Raw genomic sequence first — 26,929 nt, forward strand, 5'->3', positions numbered from 1 at the left:
GCCCACCACCCCCGCCGCCCGCTGTACCAGCGCTTCCGCCCTACACCGGCGCGTATGCCCCGGTTGACTGGGGTGACAACAGGGTGTGGCTGATTGCGGTCGAGCCCACCATCGCGGGAGCCGGCATGGTGCCCGAACATGGGAATTGGAAAATCAAGGTCGAGGGCATCGAGGTGGGGCACGAGGTTCATGCCTATGTGGCACGTACCGATCCGAACATGAACATGCGCACCGGCGCCAAGCGCTCGTATTTTGTCGATGCCGGATGGGAGGCGGGCCGCGCGGCCGAGGCCGGCTGCATGTATGCCGGTGGGGAGTTCGACAAGAGCGGATCGCTTGTTTCTCGCCTGGGCACCCTTAACGGGATTGCGACGGACAGCGTCGCGGGTGTGCACGTGGCCGGCGGCTACATTCTTTCGGCGCCAAAACGCAAGTCGCCCTATTCGTCGGCGGGTCCTGCACGACCCGGGCCCTACCCACTGCGAGTCGGTCCCGACTACGCGCTGTTCTGCGACGAGTCGGATGCTCTCCAGGGCGTACGCGCCGGAGGCAATCGAAGCGGCGCCGTGTTTCGCCTCGTCGGCACCAGCGCCGCCGCGCCCCAACTCGCGCGACTGGTTGCGGACGGGATGTCATTAACGGCACACGATCCGCCAACCAATCCTCCGGACGAGAAGCGAGGCGATGGCGATCTCGATTCGCCGTGATGTGTGGGCGAAGAGCGCGCCAACGGGAAGCGCACTCCCTTCGGGGTAAGCGTCCCGACGAGAAGGTGGAGCGGGTGATCCGGGCCCGCATGGAGGTGGGCGACGATCGCGTGACCGACCTCCATCTCTGGCAGGTCGGCCCCGGCCATTGTGCCGTGCTGCTCTCGGTGGTGTCGGACAAGCCGAAGCCGCCGGCCGTCTACAAGCGGCGGCTCGCGGGGCTGAAGGGCCTCAGCCACGTCACGGTCGAGGTCGAGACCTGCCCGCATTGACGGGCCGCGCGAACGGACCCGCCGCGTTGTGCTGCTGCCACCAGGCTGGCAGCAGCGACGTGCTAACGCCTCGGAGGAACTCCGTGACGGGAGATGGCGGTGGGCGAGTGGGCCGGAGTTGCGATCGCGCTGGCGTCGAGCAGCTTCGGTGGGACCGCTGCGGCCATTACGCGCTATCTTGTCGATGGCGCCGATCCCGTCCTGCTCGCGATCCTGCGCTGGGGGATCGGCTTTCTCTGCTTGTTGCCTTGCGCGCTTCTGCTCGGCGTGCGGTGGCCGCAGCGGCCCGACTGGCCTGTGGTGATGCTGCTCGGCATCTGCTTCTTCGGCCTGTTCTTCATCCTCTATAACATCGCGGTCTCCTACACGACCGCCGCGCGCGCCAGTCTCGCGCTGGCGACGTTGCCGCTCCACACCATGATGGTCGGCGCGCTGCTCGGCGTGGAGCGCCTGTCCACGCGCAAGGTCACGGGCGTCGGCATCGCCGTGCTCGGCGTGGCGGCGGCGCTTGCCGCGGGCCTCGCGGAGAGCCCGCCCGGCGCCTGGCGCGGCGAGTTGATTATGACCGGCGCCGTGTTTTGCATGGCGTTCTACAACGTGTTGTCGCGTCCGCTGATGCAGCGCTCCAGCGCGCTTAGCTTTCTCACCGTCGGCATGGGTGCGGGTGCCGGGATGCTGGTGCTTGTGGGCCTGGCGAACGGCAGCTTTGCGGCGCTCTCGCACTTCACGGCGGCGCAGTGGATTGCCGGCGTCTATCTGGGCATTGGCGGCGGCGCGCTCGCCTTCATCCTATGGGTCATGGCGCTGGCGCGGGCGACGCCGACCCGGGTCGCCAATACGATGACGGTCAATCCGATCGCCGCGGCTCTGCTGGCGGCGCTGCTGATCGGCGAACCGATCACGGGAAATCTTCTGGTCGGGCTGGTCGCGGTGTTCGCCGGTATCTGGATTGCGACCAGCGAGGCAAAGGCGGCTTAGCTCCGCGGCGCGGTCGCCGTCGGCGGGCTCGCCTCCGGCGTCTTCTTCGGCTTCAGCGTGCCGGCATAGAACGACAGCAGCCAGACCAGAAGGAGGGCGAGGAGGTAGACGCCCCAGGCCTGCGGCGGCGTGGTCGCCCAGCGCAGGAGGCCTTTGAATGTGCGGGGCGGGCCGGCATCATCGCTCATGGCTCGCTTCTGCGCGAAAGCGGCTGCGCCGTCAATCCGGCGGCCGCTCCGGGCGGATCAGGAACAGCGCCACGAGTGCCGAGAGGCTGAGCGCAGACGAGACGATCAGCACCTTGGCGCCCATGAGGTCGATCAGCAGGCCGAAGGCGAGCGGCGCCACCGCCTGCGCCATCCGTGCCGGGGCGCCGATGATGCCGAGACGATAGCCGAAATCCTTCGGGCCGAAGATCGACAGCGGTAACGTGCCGCGCGCGATCGTCAGGATGCCGTTGCCGGAACCGTGGAACAGCGCGAACGCGCTCGCCGCAGCGCCGCCGAAGATCGCAACGATCACGGCTCCGAGCGGGTGGGTGAGGCAGGCGAGGCGCGTCGACCACAGCGGATGGAAGCGGCTGAGGAAGCCGGCCTCGAGCATGCGCGCCCCGACCTGGGCCGGGCCGATCAGTGCGCCGGCCGCGATGGCTTCGGCCGGCGTGGCCCCCGTCGCCTCCAGGATGCGCGGGAAATGCGCGGCCATCGCGCCGGTGACGGTCCAGACCGCCGCGAAGATGAAGGCCAGCAGGAACATGGTGCGGTCGAGCGGCAAATGCGGCTTCGCGGTCGCGGCCGCGGCCTGCTTCGCGCCCTTGATCGCCGGCAGCATGAAGAAATTGAGCGGCAGGCCGATCAGGACGTTGGCGGCGGCCCATGCAAAACAGGTGTCGCGCCAGCCGATATGGGCGATGCCCCAGGCGGTAAGCGGCCAGCCGACGGTGGAAGCGAAGCCCGCCATCAGCGTGATGCCGGTGATGGGCCGACGTGCCTCGGTGCCGTAGATGCGCCCCAAAGCTGCGAAGGCGGCGTCATAGAGTCCCATCGCCATGCCGATGCCGAGCACGAGCCAGGCGATCGCCATCACCGCGATCGATTGCGAGAACCCAAGGAGCACGAGGCCGGCGGCGATGATCAGGTTCGAAGCCGACAGCACCTGACGGCCGCCGACGAGATCGATCTGCCGTCCGATACGCGGGCCGAGCATGGCCGAGATCACCAGCGCGGCCGAAAATGCGCCGAAGATCCAGTTGGAGGAGACGCCGAGGTCGTGTGCCATGGGATCGGCGAGCAGCGCCGGCACATAATAGCTCGAAGCCCAGGCCAGGGTCTGCGTGGTGCCGAGCGCCAGGATGATCGGAAGCTGGCGCCGGGTCATCCGCGCGGGCTTCCGATTTCGGCCGACGAAGTCATCATCGCCGACATTTGCCGTTCGGGCGGCGAGGGCGTCAACCGGCGCTGCGACATATTCGACCTGCAGGGGACGGGAGCCTGGGCACACGCGGGCCTGCGCCTTTCGCTCGTCACGAATGCACGCCATAATGGCGCATGCAATTGACCTCGCGCCTTGCGCTGATGAACTGGCTGACCGGCCAGGGGCTCACGGGCTTGCCTGAAAACGAGCTGCTCCGCGGCTTCTGCGAGCGCTGCTGCGCCGAGGGGCTGGAACTGTCGCGTGGCCTCGTCGTCATCGACACGCTGCATCCGATCTATGAGGGCCGGGGTTTCCGCTGGAGCGATCGTCCCAGCAACGAGAGCGATGCGTTCGAATACGGCTCGACCGCAGACGGCGACGCGGCCAGGAGCTGGCGCCGCTCGGTGTTCTTCCACATGCTAGAGAATGGCCACGACGAGATGGTGATCGATCTCGCCGATGCGCCGTCGATGGATTTCTCGCAGATCAGCGAGCTCGCCGAAAAGGGCCACAAGCACTATCTCGCCTTCGTCCACCGCTTCGGCGAGAATGGTGCGCTCGGCCTGATGGATTGCCTCTACTCCTGCTGGACCACCCGCCGCGAGAGCGGGTTCTCCGGACTGGAGCTGGAGGCTCTGCGCGATCTCGTGCCGGTGCTGGGGCTCGCGATCAAGTCGGCCCAGCAGGTCGACATCGTGCGCACGCTCGGCCGGGTCTATCTCGGTCGTGATGCCTCCGAGCAGGTGCTGCGCGGGCGCATCTCCCGCGGCGTCACCGAGCGCATCAACGCGGTGCTGTGGTATTCGGACCTGCGCGGCTCGACCGGGATCAGCGAGAGCATCGGCCCCGACGAGATCATTCCGTTCCTGAACGACTATGCGCAGACCGTGATCGACGCGATCCACCACGCCGGCGGCGACGTGCTGAAGCTGATCGGCGATGGCGTGCTGGCGATGTTCTGGGGCGAGGATATGGCGGATGCGCGGCGGGCCGCGCTGCGGGCCGAGCACCTGTTCCGCAAGAATGTCGCTGCGCTGAACAAGCGGCGGGCGGCGGAGGGCCGTCCGACCACGTCGGCCTATGTCGGCCTGCATGTCGGCGAGGTCTTTTACGGCAATATCGGCAGCGAGGACCGGCTTGATTTCACCGTGGTCGGCCCGACCGTCAACGAGGTCAGCCGCATCGCCTCGATGAGCCGCTCGGTCGACCGCGAACTGCTGGCCTCATCCGAGTTCTATGGTGGCCTCGATGCCGCCGGCCGGCGCTATCTCGTCTCCACCGGCCGCTACGCCCTGCGCGGCATCGGACGCGCGCAGGATCTGTACACGCTGGATCCGGAGGTCGACGCGAACGAGCCGGTGACGGGGAGCTACGAGCGCTACCTGGCGAATTGAACTCGCGGCGACGATCTAGCTAGCATTGCGCCGCAGCTTCGTCCCCCACCATGTCCGGCCGCCGGTCCAGCGCCACCGCCGGTGACAGCAGGATCACCAGCGCCTGCAGGCCGAAGACGGCGGCGGCGAGATAGAGGCACGCTTCCGCGCTCCAGAGGCCGCCGACGATCGCGCCCAGCGCCGAGCCGAGCGGACGGGCGCCATAGCTCATGATGTTGATGGCTGAGACGCGTCCCAGGAGGCGCGGCGGCGTCACCGACTGGCGCAGCGTCGTGGTCGAGATCACCCACAGGATCGGACCGACGCCGAGCAGGAAGAAGCTCAAGGCCGCAAGCCACGGCGAGGGCAGCGGCACCGTCAGCGCCATCACCAAGGCGGCGACGAAGCCGGTGACCGGGCCGAGTCCGACCACGGTGCCGAAGGCAATGCGCTGCATCACGCGCGTGGCGAGGAGCGCGCCGATCACCATGCCGACACCGTACATCGTCAGTACCGCGCCGACACCGGCCGCCGTCAATCCGAGATGGCGCACGGCATAGGGCACGAACACCGCGATCTGCAGGAACCAGCCGGTGTTGAAGATGAACTGGGTGATGAACACCGGCCGCAGCAGCGGATGGTGGAACACGAAGGCTGCGCCTTCGCGGATTTCGTGGAGCGGATGGCGTCGCGGCGCCGGCCCGCGCGCGGGCTCGTAGATGCCGGAGAGCAGCACGACGGCCATGGCCGAGAGCGCTGCGGCAAAGCCGAAGGCCGGGCTCGCGCCCCACCATCCCACCAGCGCGCCGCCGAGCGCAGGGCCGCTGGCGAAGGCGATGGTGCGCGCGAGCTCGATCCGCGCATTCGCCGCGGGCAACAGCTCCGAGCTCACCAGCGAGGGCACCAGCGCCGGCGCGGCGACGCTGTAGACGACGGTGCCGCACACGGCAGCGAAGCCGAGCAGGGCCAGCAGCGGCAGGTCGAGGGCCCCCAGCGCCAGCAGGAGCACGATGGCGGCGAGCGCTGCGGCCCGCAACGCCTCGGCGCCCGCCATCAGCCTGCGGCGGGAGATGCGGTCGGCGAGCACGCCGGCAGGGATGGCGAACAGGACGAAGGGCAAGGTGAGCGCGGTCTGCAGCAGGCCGGTTTGGCCTTCGGCCACCCCGAGCGTCAGCACGGCGACGATGGGCGCAGCGGCGAGCGCGATCTGCTCGGCCGATTGCGCCGCGAGATTCGACCAAGCGAGGCGACTGAAGGTGTCAGGGAGGCGAGGGGGCGTTGACATGGCTCATATCCTGCAAAGGCGAATTGGCACCAATGTTCACCCTGACGACCACCGGGCCCACCCGCTTCCCGACAACAGGCGCGACCGGCAACAGGCCTGGGCGTGAACGGTGCGGCTAGATGCAGTTGCAAATGAGTTGCAATAAGAAAGAACTTGGGTATTGTGCCGGCATGGATGCCCTATCGCCCCACCTGAACTCCGAATCCGCCGGCTGGCGTGCCGACGCGCCCACCACCAAGAGCCTCGCCGAGGTCAATGCCACGGTCGCGGTTCCGCGAGCCGGCCACTGGTCGCTGCGGCTGCTCGCCTTTGTCGGTCCGGGCTATCTCGTCTCGGTCGGCTACATGGACCCCGGCAATTGGGCGACCGACCTCGCCGGCGGGTCGAAGTTCGGCTACACGCTGCTCTCGGTCATCCTGCTCTCGAACCTGATGGCGATCCTGCTGCAGTCGCTGGCCGCGCGGCTCGGCATCGTCACCGACCGCGACCTCGCGCAGGCGTGCCGCGCGACCTATTCGCCGGCGGTGAACTTCCTGCTCTGGATCGCCTGCGAGGCGGCGATCATCGCCTGCGATCTCGCCGAGGTGATCGGCACCGCGATCGCGCTGAAACTCCTGTTCGGCATTCCCCTGATCGGCGGCGCATTGCTCGCCGCGCTCGACGCCTTCCTGCTGCTGCTCCTGATGAACCGCGGATTCCGCTTCCTGGAAGCCTTCGTCATCGCGCTGCTGGCGGTGATCGCGGTCTGCTTCGCGGTCCAGATCGTGGCTGCGGCCCCGCCGGTGGCGGAGGTCCTGCGCGGCTTCGTGCCGAAGACCGAGATCTTCACCAATTCCGACATGCTCTACATCGCGATCGGCATCATCGGCGCGACCGTGATGCCGCATAACCTCTACCTGCACTCCTCGATCGTGCAGACGCGTGCCTACGAGCGCAACGACACCGGCCGGCGCGAGGCGATCAAATGGGCGACGACGGATTCCACCATCGCCCTGATGCTGGCGCTGTTCATCAACGCCGCGATCCTCGTCGTGGCCGCTGCGACCTTCCACAAGAGCGGCCATTCCGATGTCGCCGAGATCGGTCAGGCCTTCGAGCTCTTGTCGCCGCTGCTCGGCCTCGGCATCGCCTCGACGCTGTTCGCGGTGGCGCTGCTCGCCTCCGGCCTGAACTCGACGGTGACGGCGACGCTCGCCGGCCAGATCGTGATGGAAGGTTTCCTCGACCTGCGCCTGCCGAGCTGGGCGCGCCGCCTGCTGACGCGTGGCATCGCCATCATTCCCGTGATCATCGTCACGGCGATCTATGGCGAGCGCGGCACGGCGGATCTGCTGGTGTTCAGCCAGGTCGTGCTGTCGATGCAGCTGCCTTTCGCCGTGATTCCTTTGGTGCGCTTCGTCTCCGACCGCCGCAAGATGGGTCAGTTCGCGATACCGAGATCGGTCGCGGCGATCGCGTGGATCGTGGCGGGTGTCATTGTGGTTTTGAATCTGAAGCTGCTCGCCGATACGCTGTTCGGGTGAGGAGCGCGAATGGTGATTGGCGAATAGCGAATGGAGTTCTAATCCCTATTCGCCACTCACCATTCGCCTTTTCAATCCTGCGGTTCGGACGCGGCATCGCCCTGCGCGTCGATGCGCAGCCAGCCTGAGGGGGCGAGGCGCTGCTGCGGCAGGAAGCGGGCCTTGTAGTCCATCTTCTTGGAGCCTTCGATCCAGTAGCCGAGATAGACGTAAGGCAGGCCTTGCCGGCGGGCGCGCGCGATGTGGTCGAGGATCATGAAGGTACCCATCGAGCGGCCGACCTGGCTCGGCTCGAAGAACGAATAGACCATCGACAGACCATCGCTGAGCACGTCGGTCAGGGCGACCGCGATCAGCTCCTCGCCGCGGCCGGTGATGCCGCTGTCGGGGCCGCGCTTGCGGTACTCGATGATGCGGGTCTCGACATGGCTGTCCTCGACCATCATGGCGTAGTCGAGCACGGTCATGTCGGCCATGCCGCCGTGGCGGTGGCGGGCGTCGAGATAGGCGCGGAACACCGAATATTGCTCGGAGGTGGGCACCGCGCTGCGCTGCTCGCCGATGATATCGGCGTTGCGCGCCATCACCTTCCGGAAGCTGCGGGAGGGCCGGAACTCGTTGGCGATCACCCGGACCGAGACGCAGGCGCGGCACTGGTCGCAGGCCGGCCGGTAGGCGATCGACTGGCTGCGGCGGAAGCCGCCATGGGTCAGGAGGTCGTTGAGGTCGCCGGCGCGGTCACCGACGAGGTGCGTAAACACCTTGCGCTCGTGCCGGCCGGGCAAATAGGGGCAGGGCGAGGGCGCCGTGAGGTAAAATTGGGGGGTGTCGCGCGAGTGCTGGGTCAAGGGACGTCGTGGGCCTCCGAACTGAGCATCAGCATCGCGCTACGGAAGCCCCTGGTCAATCGGTCTGCTCGGCAGGTCAGATCACTCAGCTTAGTCGGTCCTGGTTGACAGGTTCTTGATCAATACGGTCTTGCCGCTTGAGGCACGGGCGCGCGGACGGAATTGTTGATCACGACCGTGCCCAGCACGAAATCGTGCAGCAGGCGACGGCGGCCGTTGAACAGGCCGACCAGCACCACGAGGGGCGACAGGAACGAGACCGTGACCCAGAACAGCACGGCATGAGTGGCGCCGAGCACGAAGTAGCCGGGCGCGCCGTACCAGGTGCGCAATTCGAGGTCCATGACCCGCATCCCGATCGTCGCCGACGACGGACCGCCGATGCAGGCGCCGTAATAGACGATGGCCCAGATGACGGAGGCCGGCCAGGCGATCCAGAACAGGGCCCAGCCGATGCCGAGGGTGACCACGCCGAACAATGCGATGAAGACGTAGCCGAGGATCACGGGCACCGAGATCACGACCATGTCGATCAGGAACGCGAACACCCGCCGCGTCGCCACGCCGCGGAACAGTTCCGGATGCAGGTAGGGGTCGTAGGCGTGCGGCTGCACCCCGCCGTCATTGCGCCAGACGCCTGAATCGCTTGAGTCATACGACATCGTCCGTCCTCCCGGGAGGAAAACCCCTCGTCTCACGACATGGGAGCAGACCATGTCCGTGCCAAGGGCGCGCGGGCGCCAGCAAACCGAAATATTCCGGCGATTCGGGGGCGGGGAGGCCTGATGGTCGGGGGCCGACATCGGCGCCACATCCTCGGTGTCGTCCCCGCGAAACGCGGGAATCCATAACCACAGGGAGGAGTTTGGCGAAGACTCGCAGTTCATCCTTCGTCTGTACGACCAGCGTGTACCATAGATGGATCACGCGGTATGGGTCCCTGCGTTCCGCAGGGACGACACCGAAGATGGAGCTTGAGCTTACCCCTGTGTCCGCAGCTTCTCCGCTGCCTTCGGCGCGAAATAGCTCAGCACGCCGTCGGCGCCGGCGCGCTTGAAGGCGAGCAGGCTCTCCATCATGGCACGTTCGCCGTCGAGCCAGCCGTTGTTCGCGGCGGCCGCGATCATCGCGTATTCGCCTGAGACCTGATAGACGAAGGTCGGCATCGCGAATGTATCCTTCACGCGGCGGACCACGTCGAGATAGGGCATGCCGGGCTTCACCATCACCATGTCAGCGCCCTCGGCGATATCGAGCTCGACCTCGCGCAGCGCCTCGTCGGTGTTGGCGCTGTCCATCTGATAGGTGCGCTTGTCGCCGGTCAGCGTCTTGGCCGAGCCGATGGCGTCGCGGAACGGGCCGTAGAAGGCGGAGGCATATTTGGCTGCATAGGCCATGATCTGCACATCGAGCAGACCTGAGCGATCCAGCCCCTCGCGGATCGCGGCGACGCGGCCGTCCATCATGTCGGAGGGCGCGATGATGTCGCAGCCGGCTTCGGCCTGCACCAGCGCCTGGCGCACAAGCACCGCCACCGTCTCGTCGTTCAGGATCTTGCCGTCGGAAATCAGGCCGTCATGGCCGTGGCTGGTGAAGGGATCGAGCGCGACGTCGCAGAGGATGCCGATCTCCGGAAACTCCTTCTTGATCGCGCGCACCGCCTGGCAGACCAGGTTGTCCGGGTTGGTGGCTTCCGAGCCTTCCTCGTCGCGCAAGGAGGGGTCGGTGTAGGGAAACAGTGCGATGCAGGGGATGGTCAGCTTCATCGCGCGCTCGGCCTCCCGCACGGCCTGGTCGACGCTGAGGCGGTCGACGCCCGGCATCGAGGCGACCTGCTCACGCTTGTTGTGGCCGTCGATCAGGAACAGCGGCCAGATCAGATCGTCGGTGGTGAGGACGTTCTCGCGCACCATGCGCCGGGCCCACTCGGCCTTGCGGTTACGGCGCGGACGGACGGTCAGATCGAGGGCATGGGGCACTGCCGTGCTATCCCGGCGCGAAACCTCGCGCAATTCGATCGGACGTCCGTATTTGATCGCCATCACTCTTCCTCCGGCTGGAATTATTCTTATACCAGCTCGCACGGTTCCCGTCACCGCGGCTTGACCTGCCGCAAGGCAGAATTGAACTGACTTGGCAGCCGATTGATTTTGCGGGGCGAAGCAGCCAGAAGGGGCCATGTCCGTGATCTCCACCCGCGATGCGGCCCGCGACGGCGCCCAGGCCAGGGACGCCGCCCGAGACAATGCCAGAGAGAGCGCGTTGTCGGTGGCGGCGATCTCCTCGGAGCGCACCCAGTCCGATGATAATGTCTGGACGCGCCGGCTGGTGCTGTTCCTGCGGGTGATGGCGCTGCTCTCGATCCTGAAGGGTCTCTATCACTGGGCCCAAGTGACGGGCTTCGTCGGCGGCGAGGACGAGGCGTTCGAGAACCAGTCGATGGCCTGGCAGGCCGCGACCGTCTACTTCGCCGTGATCGAGCTCGTGGCCGCGGTCGGCCTCTGGCTCGCCACGCCCTGGGGCGCGGTGGTGTGGCTCACGACCGTGGTGTCGATGGCCGTGATCGAGCTGATGTTCCCCGGCATCTACGGCGGCAGCCTCGTCGTGGTCGGCGTCGAGGTCTTCATGCTCGCCGCCTATCTCGCGCTCGCCTGGATGGCCGCGCGCGAACGGCCACCGTAGGCGTCGCGTCGCGCGCAAATTTCTCCCGTGCCCCGGACGCAATGCAGCGCGCCGCACTTGCGGGGTGATGCGTTGCAGAGCCGGGGCCCATCTCTCCAACATCTCGCTTGCAGCTCTGGATCCCGGATCTTCGCTTCGCTTGTCCGGGACACGGGAGTGGCGCTTGCGGAGTTGTGCGCGTTTGGTTGACCGTTGGTTGCGTAAAATTCGACGTAAGTTTTCGCTAACCAGCCGGTTCCGCCACAGCTGTTACGCGCCCGTTTCGAAACGGGGCGGGGCTGTTCTGGAATGCGACAATGGGCGCGGACGGAGGGTGAACAGGACCTTGCGAAGGTCAACAGACGGTTGCGAAAAGCCCTTGTGGCACAGGCTTAATCCGCAATTCACTGTCTTAAATTCATGATCTCTTTATTCTCTTATTTAAGCCGATCTTCAAACGGCCCCCTTAAGTTGCACCTATCAGGCGGGACACAAGTTTCGTCGAATAAGTGTCGATAAAAACGACAACAGGGGAAGTGTCATGATGAAAGCCGTCGCAACTGCGGCAGATACCGCAGAGCGCGTCTCCGGCCAGCAGGGTTCGGTGCAGTCGCTCTATCTGGAAGCTTTGACTCTGGTGGAGCGGCTGCATCGCCGGCTCCTCGACGTGATCAAGGATGAATTCGATCGCCGCGGCCGTGCGGACATCAACTCGGTCCAGGCGCTCTTGCTTTACAACATCGGCGACAAGGAGCTCACCGCGGGCGAGCTGCGCACGCGCGGTTACTATCTCGGCTCCAACGTCTCCTACAATCTGAAGAAGCTCGTCGAGCTCGGCTTCCTCGATCATCAGCGCTCGCGCGTTGACCGCCGCTCGGTGCGCATCCGCCTGACCCCGCAGGGCCAGGAAGTCCGCCGCATCGTCGACGCGCTCTACCAGAAGCACGTCAAGACGGTGGAGCAGGTCGGCGGCATCTCCGGCGACGAGTTTGCGACCCTCAACAAGTCGCTGCACCGCCTCGAGCGGTTCTGGACCGACCAGATCCTCTATCGCCTCTGAGTTTTTCAAAGGGATCAAGGCCAAGCCGGCCCGCAACAAGACCGGCAGCCTTCCCGAACGTGCCTGACCTCCCCAAGCGCGCCGGCCCGGATCTTCCGGACCGGTGCGTTTTGTGTTCTCGCACCTGCGAAAAAATGTGCCGGCCCCTGAGGAACCAGTTCCGGGCCGGGCGCTTATCTCCTTCGGATCGGAGAGATGTCGATGCTGGTCGAGCGCGGGCTTCGGGCGATGAACGTGGAACTCGTCAGCGAGGCCTATGGCATCGCCGCGAATTACCTTCGCCGTTCCGGCGCGATCCCCGACACGCTCGTCACTGACGAACGCCTGCTCGGCGTCATCGTCAAGCTGCTCCAGCAAGGCGAATTCAACAAGATCAGGCTGGCCAACAAGGCGATTGCCCGGTTCCAGGCGCAGATCGAGGCCAGGGCGGTTGCCTGATCGAAACTCCCAAAATCGCGACCAACCAGAGGATGCCATGGAAGCCGCCATCGACCGCATCATGCAGACCTACGACCTGCTCGCCAACCGCACCGCCGCGGCCAGCGAGGAGGCTCGGGCCAAGGTCACGAACTACCTCAATACGTTGATGGAAGCCGGCGAGAAGGACCCTCACAGGTTGACGGTTTGCGGCCTAACATACTTGCGCCAGCTCGACGGCAGCGTGGATCCGGTAAAGGCGGGCTATACGGGGCTGTGAGACGGCACTCGGTCGGGCCGGTGGCTCTTGGCGTGAGATGAGGCCCCCAGCGGCCCTGTCGAGATAGTGCAGAGGAATGGTTCCATAGAACCGCTCCTGCGCCGAAAACCTCCAATCCCCCACCACATCTTGCATAAATATCAGGCTCGACCCGCAACTACTTGGCCTGTTGCGGGCGATGTGGTAGATCGCGCTCGCCGCTTCCGATCGCCACACCAGACCCGTCCGTAGCCCGCCAAAAGGCTGCGGGGGTGGAGATATTCGCAAGATGACCGCACCCAAAACCGCCTCCGCGCCCGATTCGTTTTTCACCGCCTCGCTCGAGCAGGCCGATCCGGAAATCGCCGCCGCCATCAAGGGCGAGCTCGGCCGGCAGCGCCATGAAGTCGAGCTGATCGCTTCCGAGAACATCGTCAGCCGGGCCGTGCTGGAAGCGCAGGGCTCGGTGATGACCAACAAATACGCGGAAGGCTATCCGGGCGCGCGCTATTACGGCGGTTGTGAGTGGGTCGACGTCGCCGAGAACCTTGCGATCGATCGCGCCAAGAAGCTGTTCGGCGCCGGCTTTGCCAATGTGCAGCCGAACTCCGGCAGCCAGATGAACCAGGCAGTGTTCCTGGCGCTGCTGCAGCCCGGCGACACCTTCATGGGGCTCGATCTCGCCGCCGGCGGCCATCTCACCCACGGCTCGCCCGTCAACATGAGCGGCAAGTGGTTCAAGGCCGCGCACTACACCGTGCGCCGCGAGGACCAGATCATCGACATGGATGCGGTGGCCAAGCAGGCCGAAGAGGTCAAGCCGAAGCTGATCATCGCCGGCGGCTCGGCCTATTCGCGCGCCTGGGACTTTAAGCGCTTCCGCGAGATCGCCGACAGCGTCGGTGCGTATCTGCTGGTCGACATGGCGCATTTCGCCGGCCTCGTCGCCGGCGGCGTGCATGCCTCGCCGGTGCCGTATGCGCACGTCACCACGACGACGACGCACAAGTCTCTGCGCGGTCCGCGCGGCGGCCTGATGCTGTGGAATGACGAGACGCTGACCAAGAAGCTCAACTCGGCGATCTTCCCGGGCTTGCAGGGCGGTCCGCTGATGCATGTGATCGCGGCGAAGGCGGTCGCTCTCGGCGAGGCGCTGCGGCCGGACTTCAAGGTCTACGCCAAGAATGTCGTCGAGAACGCCAAGGCGCTGGCCGAAGCGATGAAGAGCCACGGCTTCGACATCGTCTCGGGCGGCACCGACAACCATCTGATGCTGGTTGATCTCAGGCCGAAGGGTCTGAAGGGCAACGTCTCGGAGAAGGCGCTGGTCCGCGCCGCCATCACCTGCAACAAGAACGGCATTCCGTTCGACCCGGAAGCGCCCTTCGTCACGTCAGGGATTAGGCTCGGCACGCCGGCCGCGACCAGCCGCGGGTTCGGGGTGGCCGAATTCCAGCAGGTCGGCGGCATGATCGCCGAGGTTCTCAACGCGATCGCGCAATCCTCCGACGGCAAGGCGCCGCTGGTGGAAGCTGCGATCAAGGAACGGGTCAAGGCGCTCACCGACCGGTTCCCGATCTACCAGTAAGGCCAAGAAAGCTGATCAAGGCAAACGGATGCGCTGCCCGAACTGCAACAGTCTCGATACGCAGGTAAAGGACTCGCGTCCGACCGAGGACTCGGCCGTGATCCGCAGGCGGCGCGTGTGCGTCGCCTGCAATTTCCGATTCACCACCTTCGAGCGCGTGCAGCTGCGCGAGCTCACGGTGATCAAGCGCAACGGCCGCCGCGTGCCGTTCGATCGCGACAAGCTGATGCGCTCGGTGCAGATCTCACTTCGCAAGCGGCAGGTCGAGCCGGAGCGGGTGGAGAAGATGGTTTCTACCATCGTGCGCGAGCTCGAGACCGGGGGCGAGGCCGAGATCTCCTCGGAGGTGATCGGCGAGACCGTGATGGAGCATCTGCGCACGCTCGACGACGTTGCCTATGTGCGCTTCGCCTCGGTCTACCGTAATTTCCGCGAGGCCAAGGATTTCGCCGACGTGCTCGGCGAGCTCTCCGGCGAGGAGGAAGCGCGGCTCGCCGCGATCCGCAAATGATCTTCCGCATCCTGGAAGACCAGTTCGCGCAGAAGGCCCGCGAGGCCAAGGAGGCCGATCGCCGCTTCATGGAGCTTGCGCTGGCGCTGGGCAGGCGCGGGCAGGGGCGGACCTGGCCCAATCCGGCCGTGGGCGCCGTCATCGTCAAGGACGGCGTCATCATCGGCCGCGGCTGGACGCAGCCGGGAGGACGGCCGCATGGCGAGCCTGAAGCGTTGCGGCGCGCGGGCGAGGCGGCGCGGGGCGCCACGCTCTATGTCACCCTGGAGCCATGCTCGCATTTCGGCAAGTCGCCGCCCTGTGCAGATGCGGTGATCGCTGCCGGCATCAAGCGGGTGGTGGCGGCGATCGAGGATCCCAATCCTGAGGTCGCAGGCCAGGGACATGCGCGTCTGCGCGCTGCCGGCATCGATGTGGATGTGGGTCTTTGCGCGGCGGAGGCTGCCTTCGACCATGCCGGCCATTTCCGCCGTATCAGGGATCACCGCCCTCATGTGATCCTCAAGCTCGCGGTTTCGCCCGACGGCAAGATCGGCGCGGCCGGCGGCAAGCCGCTCGCGATCACGGGTGAAGCCGCGCGCGACCGCGTACATCTCCTCCGCGCGCGCAGTGACGCGATCCTTGTCGGCATCGGAACGGTGCTGGCGGACGATCCGCTCCTCACCTGCCGCCTGCCGGGCATGGCGGCGCGCTCGCCGGTGCGCGTGGTGCTCGACCAGAGCCTGCGCATTCCCGCATCGAGCCAGCTCGTGCGATCCGCGCGCGAGACGCCGCTCTGGGTGGTGGGGTCCGAGCTCGCCGAGGCTGCCGCCGCCATGCGGCTCGGCGCGGCCGGTGCGCAGCTCATTCGCGTGTCGCCGAAGGGCACGTCCGGGCTCGATCTTGCGGCCGTGCTGCACGCACTGGCCGAGAAAGGGATCACGCGGCTGATGGTCGAGGGCGGCAGCCGTGTCGCCGCGTCCTTCGTTGCGGCCGATTTCGTCGACGAGATCTGGCTGTTCCGCGGGGCGGAAACGGTGGGCCCCGGCGGTGTCGATGCGCTCGATGCATTGCCCCTGTCGAAAATCACGCATTCGCCGGCCTACAAGGTTCATGCTAGCGAGACCTTCGGCAAGGATACTCTCACCATCTACGAGCGCGCCTAATGTTCACCGGCATTGTCACCGATATCGGCGAGATCGTCAGCTTCACGCCTACGGCGCAGGGGCAGCTGCATCGCCTGCGCATCGCCTGCCGCTACGATCAGGGCACGATTGCCGACGGCGCCTCGATCGCCTGCAACGGCGTCTGCCTGACTGTGGTTGCCTCGGGCGTGGAAGGCGGCAAGGGCTCTGCTCAAAGGACCTGGTTCGACGTCGATGCGGCCGCCGAGACACTGGCGCTGACGACGGCAAAGCACTGGAAGCTGGGCACGAGGCTCAATCTCGAGCGCGCGCTCAAGATCGGTGACGAGCTTGGCGGCCATATCGTCGCCGGCCATGCCGACGGCATCGCGACGCTTCTCAGCCGCGAGGATCTGCCCGACATGGCGCGGTTCGAGCTCTCCACCACGCGGGAGCTGGCGCGGTTCATCGCCACCAAGGGCTCGATCACGCTCGACGGCGTGTCGCTCACGGTCAATACGGTCAAGGACGTGAGCTTTTCGGTGCTGATCATCCCGCACACGCTGACGGTCACGACGATCGGCGACTGGAAGGCGGGGGACGAGGTCAACATCGAGGTCGACCTGATGGCTCGCTACGCGGCCCGGCTGACGGAGATGAAGTGACCGGCAAAGCCGGTCATTCCGGGGCGCGAAGCGAACTCTGGTGCGCAATTGCGCACCAGAGAATCGCGAGATTCCGGGTTCGGCTCTTCGAGCCGCCCCGGAATGACGGTTTCTAACTTGGCTTACATGCTTCCGGCGACTACATAGCGCCGACCCCTTTCGAAACGGATTGAACGATGGCAGACGCGCGGCGCGCACCCCTGAAGGACCAGACCGACATTTCCGGCGCGCGCGCGCTGATCGTCGAGGCGCGGTTCTATGACGATCTCCAGGACGCGCTTCTGGATGGCGCGGTGACTGAACTGAAGGCGGCCGGCCTGACCCATGACGTGATCACGGTTCCCGGTGCGCTGGAAATCCCGGCGGCTGTCGCCATCGCGGTCGATGCCGCGGCGGCGAACGGCAAGCCCTATGACGTGGTGATCGCGCTCGGCTGCGTGATCCGCGGCGACACCATTCATTTCGAGATCGTGTCGCAGGAATCCTCGCGCGCGCTGATGGACCTTGCCGTGGCGCGAAAGCTGCCGCTCGGCAACGGCATCCTCACCGTCAACACCGAGGCGCAGGCCTGGGCGCGGGCGCGCGCCAGCGAGCTCGACAAGGGCGGCGATGCCGCGCGCGCCGCGCTGGCGATGCTGCGCATCAAACGCCGCCTGGCGCAGGCCTGAAGCCATGGCCGACAACACCAGAAAGCCGCCGCTCGGCACCGAGAAGAAAGCGAACCGGCGCGGTGCGGCACGGCTCGCAGCCGTGCAGGCGCTGTACCAGATGGATATCGCCGGTGCCGGCATCAACGACATCTTTGCCGAGTTCGAGAGCCACTGGCTCGGCAACGAGGTCGAGGGCGAGACGTATCTGCCGGCCGAGGCGGCGTTCTTCCGCGACGTGGTTTCGGGTGTGGTGCGGGACCAGAAGAAGCTCGATCCGCTGATCGACGAGGCGCTGTCGAAGGGCTGGCCCTTGAAGCGGATCGAGGCCATCCTGCGCGCGGTGCTGCGGGCCGGGGCCTATGAGCTCCAGCATCGCAAGGACGTTCCGGGGCGGGTGGTGGTCTCCGAATATGTCGACGTCGCCAATGCCTTCGTCGACCGCGAGGAGACCGGCATGGTGAACGCCGTGCTCGACCAGATCGGTCGGCAGTTTCGCGGCGACGAGTTCGGGCGAGGGTAGGATCAGTCGATGGCCCTTGCAGTAGCCGTCATCCTGAGGTGCCGTAGCGAAGCGAAGGCCTCGAAGGACGGCGGCGTGCCGCTGAGGTCGCACCTCGGCCGTCCATCCTTCGAGGCTCGCAAGGGCTCGCACCTCCAGCGACGATGGCTTCGCCGTCGCGCAGGGATGACGGGTCGGCACCTGAGGTGCCGTAGCGAAGCGAAGGCCTCGAAGGACGGCGGCGTGCCGCTGAGGTCGCACCTCGGCCGTCCATCCTTCGAGGCTCGCAAGGGCTCGCACCTCCAGCGACGATGGCTTCGCCGTCGCGCAGGGATGACGGGTCGGCTATCGTGACACAGGACAGAACACAGCCCTCCGGCGAAGATTCCCTCATCGCGCACTATTTCAAGCCGCTGGCGACTGATCCCGGCGCATTCGGGCTCGTCGATGACGCCGCAGTCCTGTCCTCATCCGGCGAGGACATCGTCGTCACCACTGACGCCGTCGTCGAGGGCGTGCATTATCTTGCCGACGATCCGCCCGACACCATCGCGCGCAAGGCGCTGCGGGTGAACCTGTCCGATCTCGCCGCCAAGGGCGCGGTGCCGGCCGGCTTCGTGCTGACGCTGGCGCTGCGCAGCCAGGAGGATGCCTGGCTCCGTCCGTTTGCGGACGCGCTGGGCGAGGACGCCAGCACATTCGCATGCCCGCTGCTCGGCGGCGATACGGTGTCGACGCCAGGGCCTCAGATGATCTCGATCACTGCCTTTGGCCGCGTGCCGCAGGGGCGGATGGTCGGGCGCACCGGCGCAAAGCCAGGGGATTGCATCCTCGTGACGGGTACGATCGGCGATGCCGCACTCGGCCTCGACGTGCTCAAAGGCGGTGCCGCTGCCGCAGCGGTCGCGTCCGATCCTGCCGCGAGGGAAGCCCTGGTCTCACGCTATCGGGTGCCGCAGCCCCGCAACGTGCTGGCGCGGGCGGTGCGCGATCATGCGACCGCAGCAATGGACGTCTCCGACGGTCTCGCTGGCGATCTGGCCAAGCTTTGTGCAGCATCCGGGGTTTCGGCTTCGGTCGACGTGACAAGCGTGCCGCTCTCGGCCGCGGCGGCCGGACTGCTCGCCCGCAACGTCGTTTGCGTCGAGACGCTGCTTGCCGGGGGCGACGACTACGAGGTGCTATGCACCGTTCCGCAGGCGCAAAGCGAGGCGCTGATGGCCGCTGGGCGGGCCAGGGGCGTTGCGGTGACCATGATCGGCACGATCGTGGAGGGGCAGGAGCGGCCGCGCTTCCTGGATGGGCAGGGCCAGGAACTGCTCTTGACGCGACTGTCCTACAGCCACTTCTAGGAATTGCTCCAAACCGGCATCTTAGTTCTCAGCACTTGGTCCTAAATACCTGCCGAGATCGACGGTTTCGGCCTTATCCGGCGTTGCACCCTCAATTTGATTTTGGCAAGCTCGCGACCGACTGAGGCCGCCTCTTTTTTTTGGCAAGGGGGCGGCCTTGTTCGAAATCAAGGCGCCGCACCGCACGACGGACAACAAAAGGCGCCGGGGGTACATCAAGGATCTGAGGCAAAAATCACATGACAGCATTATGGTTGATAGTGCTCTGCGGAGTGCTTTCCGTCGTCTACGCGATTTGGGCGACGTCTTCGGTGTTGAGTGCGGATGCGGGGTCGCCGCGCATGCAGGAGATCGCAGGAGCCGTGCGCGAAGGCGCACAGGCGTACCTGCGGCGCCAATACACCACGATCGGTCTCGTCGGCATCGTCATCTTCGTGCTGCTTGTCTATTTCCTCGGGCTCTATGTCGCGATCGGTTTTGCCATCGGCGCGATCCTGTCCGGCGCTGCCGGCTTCATCGGCATGAACGTCTCGGTCCGCGCCAATGTGCGCACGGCCCAGGCCGCGACGAAGTCGCTCGCCGGCGGGCTCGAGCTCGCTTTCAAGGCGGGAGCGATCACCGGAATGCTGGTGGCGGGTCTCGCGCTGCTGGGTGTGACCCTCTATTTCGGCTTTTTGGTCCACTCGCTGAAGCTCGCGCCCGATAGCCGCGTCGTGGTCGATGCCCTGGTGGCGCTCGGCTTCGGCGCCTCGCTGATCTCGATCTTCGCCCGTCTCGGCGGCGGCATCTTCACCAAGGGTGCGGATGTCGGCGGCGACCTCGTCGGCAAGGTCGAGGCCGGAATTCCCGAGGACGATCCGCGCAACCCGGCGACGATCGCCGACAACGTCGGTGACAATGTCGGCGACTGCGCCGGCATGGCTGCCGACCTGTTCGAGACCTATGCGGTGACCGCGGTTGCCACCATGGTCCTGGCGGCGATCTTCTTCGCCAAGACGGCGATCCTCGCCAACATGATGACGCTGCCGCTCGCGATCGGCGGCATCTGCATCATCACCTCGATCATCGGCACTTTCTTCGTGAAGCTCGGGCCGAGCCAGTCGATCATGGGCGCGCTCTACAAGGGCCTGATCGCGACCGGCATCCTGTCCCTGATCGGCATCGCGCTGGTGATCTACTACCTGATCGGCTTCGGCAAGCTCGAGGGCGTCGACTACACCGGCATGGCGCTGTTCGAATGCGGCGTGGTCGGCCTCATCGTCACCGCGCTGATCATCTGGATCACCGAATATTACACGGGCACCGACTACCGTCCGGTGAAGTCGATCGCCCAGGCCTCGGTGACCGGTCACGGCACCAACGTGATCCAGGGCCTTGCCGTCTCGATGGAAGCGACCGCGCTGCCCGCGATCGTGATCATCGCCGGCATCCTGGTCACCTACAGCCTCGCCGGCCTGTTCGGCATCGCGATCGCGACCGCCACCATGCTGGCGCTCGCCGGCATGATCGTCGCGCTCGACGCCTTCGGCCCCGTCACCGACAACGCCGGCGGCATCGCCGAGATGGCGGGCCTGCCGAAGGAGGTGCGCAAATCGACCGACGCGCTCGACGCGGTCGGCAACACCACCAAGGCGGTGACCAAGGGCTACGCGATCGGCTCCGCCGGTCTCGGCGCCCTGGTGCTGTTCGCGGCCTACAACCAGGACCTCAAGTTCTTCGTTGCCGGCTCCGCGCAGCATCCCTACTTCGCCGGCGTCAATCCGGACTTCTCGCTCAACAACCCCTACGTGGTGGTGGGCCTCTTGTTCGGCGGCCTCTTGCCGTATCTGTTCGGCGCGATGGGCATGACGGCCGTGGGCCGTGCGGCGAGCGCGATCGTCGAGGAGGTACGACGCCAGTTCCGCGAGAAGCCGGGCATCATGCAGGGCACCGACAAGCCTGACTACGGCAAGGCGGTCGACCTGCTGACGAAGGCGGCGATCAAGGAGATGATCATCCCCTCGCTGCTGCCCGTGCTGTCACCGATCTTCGTCTACTTCGTGATCTACGCGATCGCGGGCGGCGGCGCGGCCGGCAAGTCGGCGGCTTTCTCGGCCGTGGGCGCGATGCTGCTCGGCGTGATCGTGACGGGCCTGTTCGTCGCGATCTCGATGACCTCGGGCGGCGGCGCCTGGGACAACGCCAAGAAGTACATCGAGGACGGCCATTTCGGCGGCAAGGGCTCTGACGCCCACAAGTCGGCCGTCACCGGTGACACCGTCGGCGATCCCTACAAGGACACGGCGGGCCCCGCGGTGAATCCGATGATCAAGATCACCAACATCGTGGCCCTGCTGCTGCTGGCGATCCTGGCGCACTGAGCGGCGCCAACTCTGCAAAACAGAACCCCGCGGTGCGAGCCGCGGGGTTTTGTTTTGGTGGCCGGACCCTCTCACCACGTCATTGCGAAGATTGCTTCGCTACGCTGGCAATGACGAAAGAGAGACCTACTGCACGTCCATCTGCAGGCCTTCCTTCTGGATGATGCCGGCGAACTTCTTCGTCTCGGCCTCCACGAAGGCGGCGAACTGCTGCGGGGTGCCGTAATCGGCGCGGGCACCCATGCCGGCGATCTGCTTCTTGATGTCGTCGCGCTCCAGCATCGCCTTGACCTGGAGATTGAGCGCGTTGAGCACATCGGGTGAGACGCCCTTCGGCAGAAACACCGAGAACCAGGACGAGATGTCGAAACTCGCCAGCTCCGGCGCGCTCTCCCGCATCGTCGGCAGGTTCGGCGCGAGGTCGCTGCGCTCGGTCGTGGTGACGCACAGACCGTTGAGCGTGCCGTTCTGCACCTGAGGCAGGCTCGGATAAAGGTTGTCGAACAGGATCTGGATGTCGCCGGCGAGGGCCGCTTGCAGCGCGGGTCCGGCGCCGCGGAACGGGATGTGCGTCATCTTCAGGCCGGTGAGCTGGAGGAACCAGGCGCCGGTGAGGTGAGGGCTCTGGCCGACGCCCGAAGAGGCGTAGCTGAGCTTGTCCGGATTGGCCTTGAGGTAGGCGATCAGCTCGGGGACCGACTTGATGCCGGTCTTCGGATGCGCCGAGACGATGTTCGGGATCCGGATCATGTTCGAGACCGGCTGCAGCTGGTCGGGCTTGTAGGTGAGATTCTTGAAGATGCTGTAGGCGATCGCGTTCGGACCGGGATTGCCGACCAGGATGGTGTGACCATCAGGCTTGGCGCGGACCACCTCGGCGGTTCCGATGGTGCCGCCGCCGCCCGAGCGGTTTTCCACGACCGCCGACTGGCCCCAGGCGGTTTGCAGATGCGCGGCCAGGAGTCGGCCCATCACGTCGGTCGAGCCGCCGGCCGCAGCCGGCACGACGAGGCGGACGTTTTCGGTGGGCTTCCAGTCGGCGAGGCTCGATCGCGGCAGTATGGCTGCGGCTGAAAGGCCGGCAGCGCCGGTGAGCACGCGACGGCGGGACAATAAAGGCTTAGGCACGAATCCACTCCCTGCTTCTTACTTTGCAGGGACCGTACGGAACCGCTCGTGCGACCGCAAGTCGCGTGCGACGGCATGTGGCGCGCGCAGAGCGGCACGACGCCGCAGCTCAGAGCGATTTACCTCCCGACGGAATTGGAAGGCCTCTGGCTGCGTGTTGGACGCATTTTTTTCCGCGCGAGCCGTTATCGACTCCACGCGAAAGCGCGCCGGAGTCTCAGTTGAAGCTGAGCAGCTTGAATAGCGGCGTGAGGTAGCTCATCTCCTGGCCCGACGTCGGCGTCGTCCGGCTGATGAAGTCGAAGATCTTGCCGTCCTGCAGACCGTAATTCGCAAGCCGGCGCACGCGGCGGTTCTTGTCGAAATAGATGGCGATGACGCGCTGGTCGACCACCTTCTGGTTCATGAAAGCGACCGGGCGCTCCGAGCGTTGCGAGATGTAGTAAAACACTTCGCCGTCGAGGGTCGCGACCGTGGAGGGGGTGCCCATCACGATCAGCACCTGGTCCTGGCTTGCGCCGATCGGAATCTGCTCGAGCGCGCCGGGCGGCAGGATGTAACCCTTCTGGAACTGCTCGCCCGTACAGCCCGCAAGAGCCGCGCCGACCACGGCGGCAGCTGCGAGCATGCGCAAGCCGCGCCAGCATGCGTGGAGGCCGCGCCGCTGATCCGCGCGCAGGCTGGTCTTGTTCGTTGTCGTCATAGCGGAACTGATTCCGTCCCCTTGCGTCGCGCGAGGCGCTGAAGTACCGGGCTGGGCGTCTTAATGCAACACGCGCGCGCCCGCTTGCGGAAACCACAATGCTTTGGCCGTTCAATCACTTCAGGAAACCCCGACTGACCCCGCCGAGCACCATTGAAGCGATCTATGGCATGATCGTGACGCAGGCGCGAGAACCCATATTTTACCGTGACTTGGGCGTGCCCGATACGGTTAACGGGCGTTTCGATCTGTTGCTGTTGCATCTCTGGCTGCTGCTGCGCCGCCTGCGCGCGGTCCAAGGCGGCACTGGCGGCGCCACGGAGCTGTCCCAGGCGCTGTTCGACCGCTTCTGCGAGGACATGGACGACAATCTGCGCGAGATGGGTGTGGGCGACCAGACCGTGCCGAAGCGGATGCGGGCCTTCGGCGAGGCGTTCTACGGTCGCGTCCAGGCCTATGATCAGGCCATGGAAGGCGGCGGCGAGGCGCTGGCATCGGCGATCTGCAAGAATATCTTGAATGGGACCGGCTTCGACCAGGCGCAGCAGCTCGCGGCCTATGCCCGGGCCAGTGAGGCGGAGCTTGGCCGGACCGACGATGCCGCGCTGCTGCGCGCCTCCTTCAAGTTTCCTCCAGCGCTTCCTGAGGATGTCACGCCATGAGTCGACCGAATGCCGGATCCGAGCCCGATCCCTGGCGGGCGCCCGTCATCGTTGCGCAGATCCCTGAAGCAGGCCTGCATCGCGAGCTCGAGACCTCAGCGGCCGAGCGGCAGGCCATGGCGGCGCTCGCGGGCGTGCGGGAGATCCTCTCCGCGCATGCCAGCTTCGATGTCGTGCCGAAAAGCGGTGGGCGGGTCCAGGTCACGGGACTTGTTCGCGGCCGGATCGGCCAGACCTGCGTCGTCACGCTGGATCCGATCGAGAGCGAGATCGAGGAGGAGGTCGACCTGATGTTCGCCCCGGAGGCAGAGGCACGGCGCCTGGCCGATCTGATCGAGGAGGGGCAGGACGATGAGGGGCCGCCGGCGGTCGCCGATCCTCCCGAGCCGATCGCTGGCGGCATCATCGACCTCGGCCGGCTCGCCACCGACGCCCTGTTCCTGGCGATCGATCCCTATCCGCGCAAGGAGGGGGCCGTGTTCGAGGCGGAGGTCGCCGCCCCCGATCCCGAGGACCATCCCTTCGCGGCACTGAAGGCGCTTCACGACAAGAAGAAGGGGCAATAGGGCATTTCCGCTTGTGCCCGCCTTGCGAGGGGACGCGAGGCATTTCCCTTGATGGTTTGAAAGAAGCATTTATCCTTCTGATTTCAATGTCTTTCCTGCTCAATCCGGGGGGCGTGGCCGCATCGCCCCAAATGCAAAAGGCTGGGGGCAAGAGGTTGTTTCGGGGTAACAAAACGCTATTGTCGCGCCCCGGTCCGGGTGCGGCGAGGCGCCTGACCGATCGCCATGTCCGTGGCGAACCCATTTCGCGGCCCCGCTAGATCAAGACCGCACGAGACCAGGTTTCCAGGACTTTCATGCCAAGCAAGGTTCGCATCGCGCTGGACGCCATGGGGGGCGACGTCGGCCCCGCCGTGGTCATTCCGGGCGCCGCCATCTCGCTAGGCAGGCATAGCGATACCGAGTTCCTGCTGGTCGGCGACCGCGCCAGGATCGAGCCCGAGCTCGACAAGCACCCGAAGCTGAAAGCCGCCTCCAGGATCGTCCATACCGACGTCGCCGTCAGCATGGAGGACAAGCCGAGCCAGGCGCTGCGGCGCGGCCGCAAGTCCTCCTCGATGTGGCTCGCGATCGATGCAGTCAAGAAGGGCGAGGCGGATGTCGCGATCTCCGCCGGCAATACCGGCGCACTGATGGCGATGGCGCGCTTCCACCTGCGGACGCTGCCGGGCATCGACCGCCCGGCCATCTCCGCGATATGGCCGACCATGCGCGGTGAATCCGTCGTGCTCGACCTCGGCGCCACCCTCGGCGGCGATGCGCACCATCTGGTGTCGATGGCGGTCATGGGTGCAGCCAAGGCGAGCGTGCTGTTCAACAAGAAGCGGCCGACGGTCGGGCTGCTCAACATCGGCGCCGAAGAGATCAAGGGCCACGAGGAGATCCGCGAGGCCAGCGAGATCCTGCGGGCAAGGAACCTGCCGGAACTCGACTATATCGGCTTCGTCGAGGGTGACGGCATCGGCAAGGGGCTGGCCGACGTCATCGTGACCGAGGGCTTCAGCGGCAACATCGCGCTCAAGGCCGCCGAGGGAACCGCCCGGCAGATGGCGGAATTGCTCCGTAACGAGATGCAGCGGAGCTGGCTCTCCAAGCTCGGCTATGTCTTCGCCCGCAGCGCCTTCCAGGCCCTGCGCGACAAGATGGACCCCAACAAGTCCAATGGCGGCGTGCTGCTGGGACTGAGGGGGGTGGTGGTCAAGAGCCACGGCGGAACCAACGCCGAAGGCTTTGCCTATGCGATCGATGTTGGCTATGAGATGGCTCACTACGATCTCCTGAACAAGATCAATCAGATGCTCAACCGCGAGGGTGGTGCACTCAGTTTCGTGCAGCCCGCGCCGGAGGATGTTTCGTGACTCAAATTCGTTCGGTCGTGCTCGGCTGCGGCTCATATCTGCCGGAGCAGGTGGTGACCAACGCCCAATTGGCGGCCCGCATCGACACCTCCGACGAGTGGATCGTTCAGCGCACGGGCATTCGCGAGCGGCACATCGCGGCCGAGGGCGAGTTCACCTCGCACCTGGCGATCAAGGCGGCGCAGGCCGCGCTCAGCGATGCCGGCATGGACGCGCAGTCGATCGACCTTATCGTGCTGGCGACCTCGACCCCGGACAACACCTTCCCCGCGACGGCTGTCGCCGTGCAGCACGGGCTCGGCATCAACCATGGCGCTGCCTTCGACCTTCAGGCGGTGTGCTCGGGCTTCGTGTTCGCGCTGGCCACCGCCGACAATTTCCTGCGCACCGGCGCCTTCAAGCGGGCGCTGGTGATCGGCGCCGAGACCTTCTCGCGCATCCTCGACTGGAACGACCGCGGCACCTGCGTGCTGTTCGGCGACGGCGCCGGGGCGGTGGTGCTGGAGGCGCAGGAGCAGCCCGGCAATGCCGCGACCGACCGCGGCGTCGTGACCACGCATCTGCGCTCCGACGGCCGCCACAAGGCAAAGCTGTTCGTCGACGGCGGCCCGTCCTCGACCCAGACCGTCGGCCATCTGCGCATGGAAGGCCGCGAGGTCTTCAAGCATGCGGTCGGCATGATCACCGACGTCATCGTCGACGCCTTCGAGGCGACCGGGCTCAATGCCGACAGCATCGACTGGTTCGTGCCGCACCAGGCCAACAAGCGAATCATCGACGCCTCCGCCCACAAGCTGCACATCGCGCCGGAAAAGGTGGTGCTGACGGTGGACCGCCACGGCAACACCTCCGCCGCCTCGATCCCGCTGGCGCTGTCGGAGGCGCGCAAGGACGGCCGCATCAAGAAGGGTGACGTTGTTCTCCTGGAGGCGATGGGCGGCGGCTTCACCTGGGGCTCCGCGCTGCTGCGCTGGTAAGCCGCAGTCGA

The 26,929-nt window shown here is 66.0% G+C and carries 28 protein-coding genes and 1 pseudogene; 21 read left to right on the forward strand and 8 right to left on the reverse strand.

Annotated elements, in window-relative coordinates; translation table 11 throughout:
- From H1B27_RS16495 to H1B27_RS16505, 3 genes and pseudogenes are all read left to right on the forward strand, one after another.
- On the forward strand, window positions 1-707 hold a 707-nt coding region (locus H1B27_RS16495), incomplete at its 5' end, for a hypothetical protein (RefSeq protein ID WP_210343374.1).
- Between the two features lie 50 nt (window positions 708-757).
- Window positions 758-979, forward strand: a pseudogene (locus tag H1B27_RS16500) (cation transporter); the annotation flags it as partial.
- Between the two features lie 99 nt (window positions 980-1,078).
- The gene (locus H1B27_RS16505) at window positions 1,079-1,957 is read left to right on the forward strand and encodes a DMT family transporter (protein WP_197966776.1); all 879 of its coding nucleotides are present in this window, start codon (window positions 1,079-1,081) and stop codon (window positions 1,955-1,957) included.
- On the opposite strand, the gene H1B27_RS16510 is transcribed toward H1B27_RS16505, so the two are convergent.
- Both H1B27_RS16510 and H1B27_RS16515 read right to left on the reverse strand, forming a co-directional pair.
- Complete coding sequence (locus H1B27_RS16510) at window positions 1,954-2,145, reverse strand: hypothetical protein (protein ID WP_061877761.1); 192 nt, start codon at window positions 2,143-2,145, stop codon at window positions 1,954-1,956. The genes H1B27_RS16505 and H1B27_RS16510 overlap by 4 nt on opposite strands.
- Before the next feature lie 31 nt (window positions 2,146-2,176).
- The gene (locus H1B27_RS16515) at window positions 2,177-3,334 is read right to left on the reverse strand and encodes an MFS transporter (RefSeq protein ID WP_061877854.1); all 1,158 of its coding nucleotides are present in this window, start codon (window positions 3,332-3,334) and stop codon (window positions 2,177-2,179) included.
- A gap of 170 nt (window positions 3,335-3,504) precedes the next feature.
- Here H1B27_RS16515 and H1B27_RS16520 point away from each other — a divergent pair, with 170 nt between their 5' ends.
- The gene (locus H1B27_RS16520; RefSeq protein ID WP_197966777.1) at window positions 3,505-4,764 is read left to right on the forward strand and encodes an adenylate/guanylate cyclase domain-containing protein; all 1,260 of its coding nucleotides are present in this window, start codon (window positions 3,505-3,507) and stop codon (window positions 4,762-4,764) included.
- A 19-nt stretch (window positions 4,765-4,783) separates the two neighbouring features.
- Here the strand turns inward: H1B27_RS16520 and H1B27_RS16525 are convergent, their stop codons facing one another.
- A complete protein-coding gene (locus H1B27_RS16525; protein ID WP_197966778.1) occupies window positions 4,784-6,028 on the reverse strand; it encodes an MFS transporter in 1,245 nt (414 codons plus the stop codon).
- A 170-nt stretch (window positions 6,029-6,198) separates the two neighbouring features.
- On the opposite strand from H1B27_RS16525, the gene H1B27_RS16530 reads away from it, so the two are divergent.
- Window positions 6,199-7,551 (forward strand): Nramp family divalent metal transporter, encoded by a 1,353-nt coding sequence (locus H1B27_RS16530; protein WP_197966779.1) that lies wholly within the window; start codon window positions 6,199-6,201, stop codon window positions 7,549-7,551.
- A gap of 71 nt (window positions 7,552-7,622) precedes the next feature.
- On the opposite strand, the gene H1B27_RS16535 is transcribed toward H1B27_RS16530, so the two are convergent.
- The 3 genes from H1B27_RS16535 to hemB form a co-directional block, all read right to left on the reverse strand.
- Window positions 7,623-8,399, reverse strand: a complete 777-nt coding sequence (locus tag H1B27_RS16535; RefSeq protein ID WP_061877765.1) for an arginyltransferase — start codon at window positions 8,397-8,399, stop codon at window positions 7,623-7,625.
- Between the two features lie 119 nt (window positions 8,400-8,518).
- Entirely contained in the window at window positions 8,519-9,061 is a 543-nt protein-coding gene (locus H1B27_RS16540; protein ID WP_197966780.1) for an RDD family protein, read from the reverse strand.
- Between the two features lie 318 nt (window positions 9,062-9,379).
- The gene (gene hemB, locus H1B27_RS16545; protein WP_197966781.1) at window positions 9,380-10,441 is read right to left on the reverse strand and encodes a porphobilinogen synthase; all 1,062 of its coding nucleotides are present in this window, start codon (window positions 10,439-10,441) and stop codon (window positions 9,380-9,382) included.
- A gap of 136 nt (window positions 10,442-10,577) precedes the next feature.
- Here hemB and H1B27_RS16550 point away from each other — a divergent pair, with 136 nt between their 5' ends.
- The 12 genes from H1B27_RS16550 to H1B27_RS16605 all read left to right on the forward strand — a co-directional run bounded on the left by H1B27_RS16550 (window position 10,578) and on the right by H1B27_RS16605 (window position 21,524).
- Window positions 10,578-11,081: a DUF6163 family protein gene (locus H1B27_RS16550; RefSeq protein ID WP_197966782.1), complete on the forward strand. Its 504-nt coding sequence runs from the start codon at window positions 10,578-10,580 to the stop codon at window positions 11,079-11,081.
- A 520-nt stretch (window positions 11,082-11,601) separates the two neighbouring features.
- Window positions 11,602-12,120, forward strand: a complete 519-nt coding sequence (gene ldtR, locus H1B27_RS16555) for a transcriptional regulator LdtR (RefSeq protein ID WP_025036696.1) — start codon at window positions 11,602-11,604, stop codon at window positions 12,118-12,120.
- 201 nt (window positions 12,121-12,321) lie between these two features.
- Window positions 12,322-12,558, forward strand: a complete 237-nt coding sequence (locus H1B27_RS16560; protein WP_061877855.1) for a hypothetical protein — start codon at window positions 12,322-12,324, stop codon at window positions 12,556-12,558.
- A gap of 37 nt (window positions 12,559-12,595) precedes the next feature.
- Window positions 12,596-12,817, forward strand: coding sequence for a hypothetical protein (locus H1B27_RS16565; protein ID WP_014494771.1), 222 nt, complete (start codon window positions 12,596-12,598; stop codon window positions 12,815-12,817).
- 268 nt (window positions 12,818-13,085) lie between these two features.
- Window positions 13,086-14,384 carry a serine hydroxymethyltransferase gene (gene glyA / locus H1B27_RS16570; RefSeq protein ID WP_197966783.1) on the forward strand — a complete coding sequence of 433 codons (1,299 nt, stop codon included), beginning with the start codon at window positions 13,086-13,088 and terminating at the stop codon, window positions 14,382-14,384.
- Between the two features lie 28 nt (window positions 14,385-14,412).
- Complete coding sequence (nrdR, locus tag H1B27_RS16575) at window positions 14,413-14,895, forward strand: transcriptional regulator NrdR (RefSeq protein WP_061877769.1); 483 nt, start codon at window positions 14,413-14,415, stop codon at window positions 14,893-14,895.
- Window positions 14,892-16,040: a bifunctional diaminohydroxyphosphoribosylaminopyrimidine deaminase/5-amino-6-(5-phosphoribosylamino)uracil reductase RibD gene (ribD, locus tag H1B27_RS16580; protein WP_061877770.1), complete on the forward strand. Its 1,149-nt coding sequence runs from the start codon at window positions 14,892-14,894 to the stop codon at window positions 16,038-16,040. Before nrdR ends, ribD begins: the two co-directional genes overlap by 4 nt.
- Window positions 16,040-16,663 carry a riboflavin synthase gene (locus H1B27_RS16585; protein WP_061877771.1) on the forward strand — a complete coding sequence of 208 codons (624 nt, stop codon included), beginning with the start codon at window positions 16,040-16,042 and terminating at the stop codon, window positions 16,661-16,663. Before ribD ends, H1B27_RS16585 begins: the two co-directional genes overlap by 1 nt.
- A 176-nt stretch (window positions 16,664-16,839) precedes the next feature.
- Window positions 16,840-17,331 carry a 6,7-dimethyl-8-ribityllumazine synthase gene (gene ribH / locus H1B27_RS16590; RefSeq protein ID WP_061877772.1) on the forward strand — a complete coding sequence of 164 codons (492 nt, stop codon included), beginning with the start codon at window positions 16,840-16,842 and terminating at the stop codon, window positions 17,329-17,331.
- Between the two features lie 4 nt (window positions 17,332-17,335).
- Window positions 17,336-17,833 (forward strand): transcription antitermination factor NusB, encoded by a 498-nt coding sequence (nusB, locus tag H1B27_RS16595; protein WP_061877773.1) that lies wholly within the window; start codon window positions 17,336-17,338, stop codon window positions 17,831-17,833.
- A 290-nt stretch (window positions 17,834-18,123) separates the two neighbouring features.
- Window positions 18,124-19,164 carry a thiamine-phosphate kinase gene (gene thiL, locus H1B27_RS16600; RefSeq protein ID WP_061877774.1) on the forward strand — a complete coding sequence of 347 codons (1,041 nt, stop codon included), beginning with the start codon at window positions 18,124-18,126 and terminating at the stop codon, window positions 19,162-19,164.
- A 239-nt stretch (window positions 19,165-19,403) separates the two neighbouring features.
- Window positions 19,404-21,524 carry a sodium-translocating pyrophosphatase gene (locus H1B27_RS16605; protein ID WP_061877775.1) on the forward strand — a complete coding sequence of 707 codons (2,121 nt, stop codon included), beginning with the start codon at window positions 19,404-19,406 and terminating at the stop codon, window positions 21,522-21,524.
- 126 nt (window positions 21,525-21,650) lie between these two features.
- Here H1B27_RS16605 and H1B27_RS16610 read toward each other — a convergent pair whose 3' ends face one another.
- Both H1B27_RS16610 and H1B27_RS16615 read right to left on the reverse strand, forming a co-directional pair.
- Window positions 21,651-22,652: a Bug family tripartite tricarboxylate transporter substrate binding protein gene (locus tag H1B27_RS16610; RefSeq protein WP_061877776.1), complete on the reverse strand. Its 1,002-nt coding sequence runs from the start codon at window positions 22,650-22,652 to the stop codon at window positions 21,651-21,653.
- A gap of 217 nt (window positions 22,653-22,869) precedes the next feature.
- Complete coding sequence (locus H1B27_RS16615) at window positions 22,870-23,355, reverse strand: outer membrane protein assembly factor BamE (RefSeq protein WP_061877777.1); 486 nt, start codon at window positions 23,353-23,355, stop codon at window positions 22,870-22,872.
- Between the two features lie 98 nt (window positions 23,356-23,453).
- Between H1B27_RS16615 and H1B27_RS16620 the strand changes: the two genes are divergently transcribed.
- From H1B27_RS16620 to H1B27_RS16635, 4 genes are all read left to right on the forward strand, one after another.
- Window positions 23,454-24,017 carry a ubiquinol-cytochrome C chaperone family protein gene (locus H1B27_RS16620; RefSeq protein WP_197966784.1) on the forward strand — a complete coding sequence of 188 codons (564 nt, stop codon included), beginning with the start codon at window positions 23,454-23,456 and terminating at the stop codon, window positions 24,015-24,017.
- On the forward strand, window positions 24,014-24,583 hold the full coding sequence (locus H1B27_RS16625) for a YceD family protein (RefSeq protein ID WP_197966785.1): 570 nt from the start codon (window positions 24,014-24,016) through the stop codon (window positions 24,581-24,583). Before H1B27_RS16620 ends, H1B27_RS16625 begins: the two co-directional genes overlap by 4 nt.
- A gap of 296 nt (window positions 24,584-24,879) precedes the next feature.
- Entirely contained in the window at window positions 24,880-25,941 is a 1,062-nt protein-coding gene (gene plsX / locus H1B27_RS16630) for a phosphate acyltransferase PlsX (RefSeq protein ID WP_061877780.1), read from the forward strand.
- A complete protein-coding gene (locus H1B27_RS16635; RefSeq protein WP_197966786.1) occupies window positions 25,938-26,918 on the forward strand; it encodes a beta-ketoacyl-ACP synthase III in 981 nt (326 codons plus the stop codon). Before plsX ends, H1B27_RS16635 begins: the two co-directional genes overlap by 4 nt.
- Window positions 26,919-26,929 lie beyond the last annotated feature (11 nt).

The sequence above is a fragment of the Bradyrhizobium diversitatis genome, assembly GCF_016031635.1.
In the GTDB taxonomy this organism is placed as follows: Bacteria; Pseudomonadota; Alphaproteobacteria; order Rhizobiales; family Xanthobacteraceae; genus Bradyrhizobium; species Bradyrhizobium diversitatis.

Bases quoted from the DNA above. Each gene is read 5' to 3' on its own strand.
- H1B27_RS16605 (WP_061877775.1), top strand. From the start codon at position 19,404: ATGACAGCATTATGGTTGATAGTGCTCTGCGGAGTGCTTTCCGTCGTC.
- nusB (WP_061877773.1), top strand. From the start codon at position 17,336: ATGGCCGACAACACCAGAAAGCCGCCGCTCGGCACCGAGAAGAAAGCG.
- H1B27_RS16510 (WP_061877761.1), bottom strand. From the start codon at position 2,145: ATGAGCGATGATGCCGGCCCGCCCCGCACATTCAAAGGCCTCCTGCGC.
- H1B27_RS16625 (WP_197966785.1), top strand. From the start codon at position 24,014: ATGAGTCGACCGAATGCCGGATCCGAGCCCGATCCCTGGCGGGCGCCC.
- H1B27_RS16540 (WP_197966780.1), bottom strand. From the start codon at position 9,061: ATGTCGTATGACTCAAGCGATTCAGGCGTCTGGCGCAATGACGGCGGG.
- ribH (WP_061877772.1), top strand. From the start codon at position 16,840: ATGGCAGACGCGCGGCGCGCACCCCTGAAGGACCAGACCGACATTTCC.
- nrdR (WP_061877769.1), top strand. From the start codon at position 14,413: ATGCGCTGCCCGAACTGCAACAGTCTCGATACGCAGGTAAAGGACTCG.
- thiL (WP_061877774.1), top strand. From the start codon at position 18,124: ATGGCTTCGCCGTCGCGCAGGGATGACGGGTCGGCTATCGTGACACAG.
- glyA (WP_197966783.1), top strand. From the start codon at position 13,086: ATGACCGCACCCAAAACCGCCTCCGCGCCCGATTCGTTTTTCACCGCC.
- H1B27_RS16560 (WP_061877855.1), top strand. From the start codon at position 12,322: ATGCTGGTCGAGCGCGGGCTTCGGGCGATGAACGTGGAACTCGTCAGC.
- H1B27_RS16515 (WP_061877854.1), bottom strand. From the start codon at position 3,334: ATGACCCGGCGCCAGCTTCCGATCATCCTGGCGCTCGGCACCACGCAG.
- ribD (WP_061877770.1), top strand. From the start codon at position 14,892: ATGATCTTCCGCATCCTGGAAGACCAGTTCGCGCAGAAGGCCCGCGAG.
- H1B27_RS16550 (WP_197966782.1), top strand. From the start codon at position 10,578: ATGTCCGTGATCTCCACCCGCGATGCGGCCCGCGACGGCGCCCAGGCC.
- plsX (WP_061877780.1), top strand. From the start codon at position 24,880: ATGCCAAGCAAGGTTCGCATCGCGCTGGACGCCATGGGGGGCGACGTC.
- H1B27_RS16520 (WP_197966777.1), top strand. From the start codon at position 3,505: ATGCAATTGACCTCGCGCCTTGCGCTGATGAACTGGCTGACCGGCCAG.
- H1B27_RS16585 (WP_061877771.1), top strand. From the start codon at position 16,040: ATGTTCACCGGCATTGTCACCGATATCGGCGAGATCGTCAGCTTCACG.
- H1B27_RS16530 (WP_197966779.1), top strand. From the start codon at position 6,199: ATGGATGCCCTATCGCCCCACCTGAACTCCGAATCCGCCGGCTGGCGT.
- H1B27_RS16525 (WP_197966778.1), bottom strand. From the start codon at position 6,028: ATGTCAACGCCCCCTCGCCTCCCTGACACCTTCAGTCGCCTCGCTTGG.
- ldtR (WP_025036696.1), top strand. From the start codon at position 11,602: ATGATGAAAGCCGTCGCAACTGCGGCAGATACCGCAGAGCGCGTCTCC.
- hemB (WP_197966781.1), bottom strand. From the start codon at position 10,441: ATGGCGATCAAATACGGACGTCCGATCGAATTGCGCGAGGTTTCGCGC.
- H1B27_RS16565 (WP_014494771.1), top strand. From the start codon at position 12,596: ATGGAAGCCGCCATCGACCGCATCATGCAGACCTACGACCTGCTCGCC.
- H1B27_RS16620 (WP_197966784.1), top strand. From the start codon at position 23,454: ATGCTTTGGCCGTTCAATCACTTCAGGAAACCCCGACTGACCCCGCCG.
- H1B27_RS16615 (WP_061877777.1), bottom strand. From the start codon at position 23,355: ATGACGACAACGAACAAGACCAGCCTGCGCGCGGATCAGCGGCGCGGC.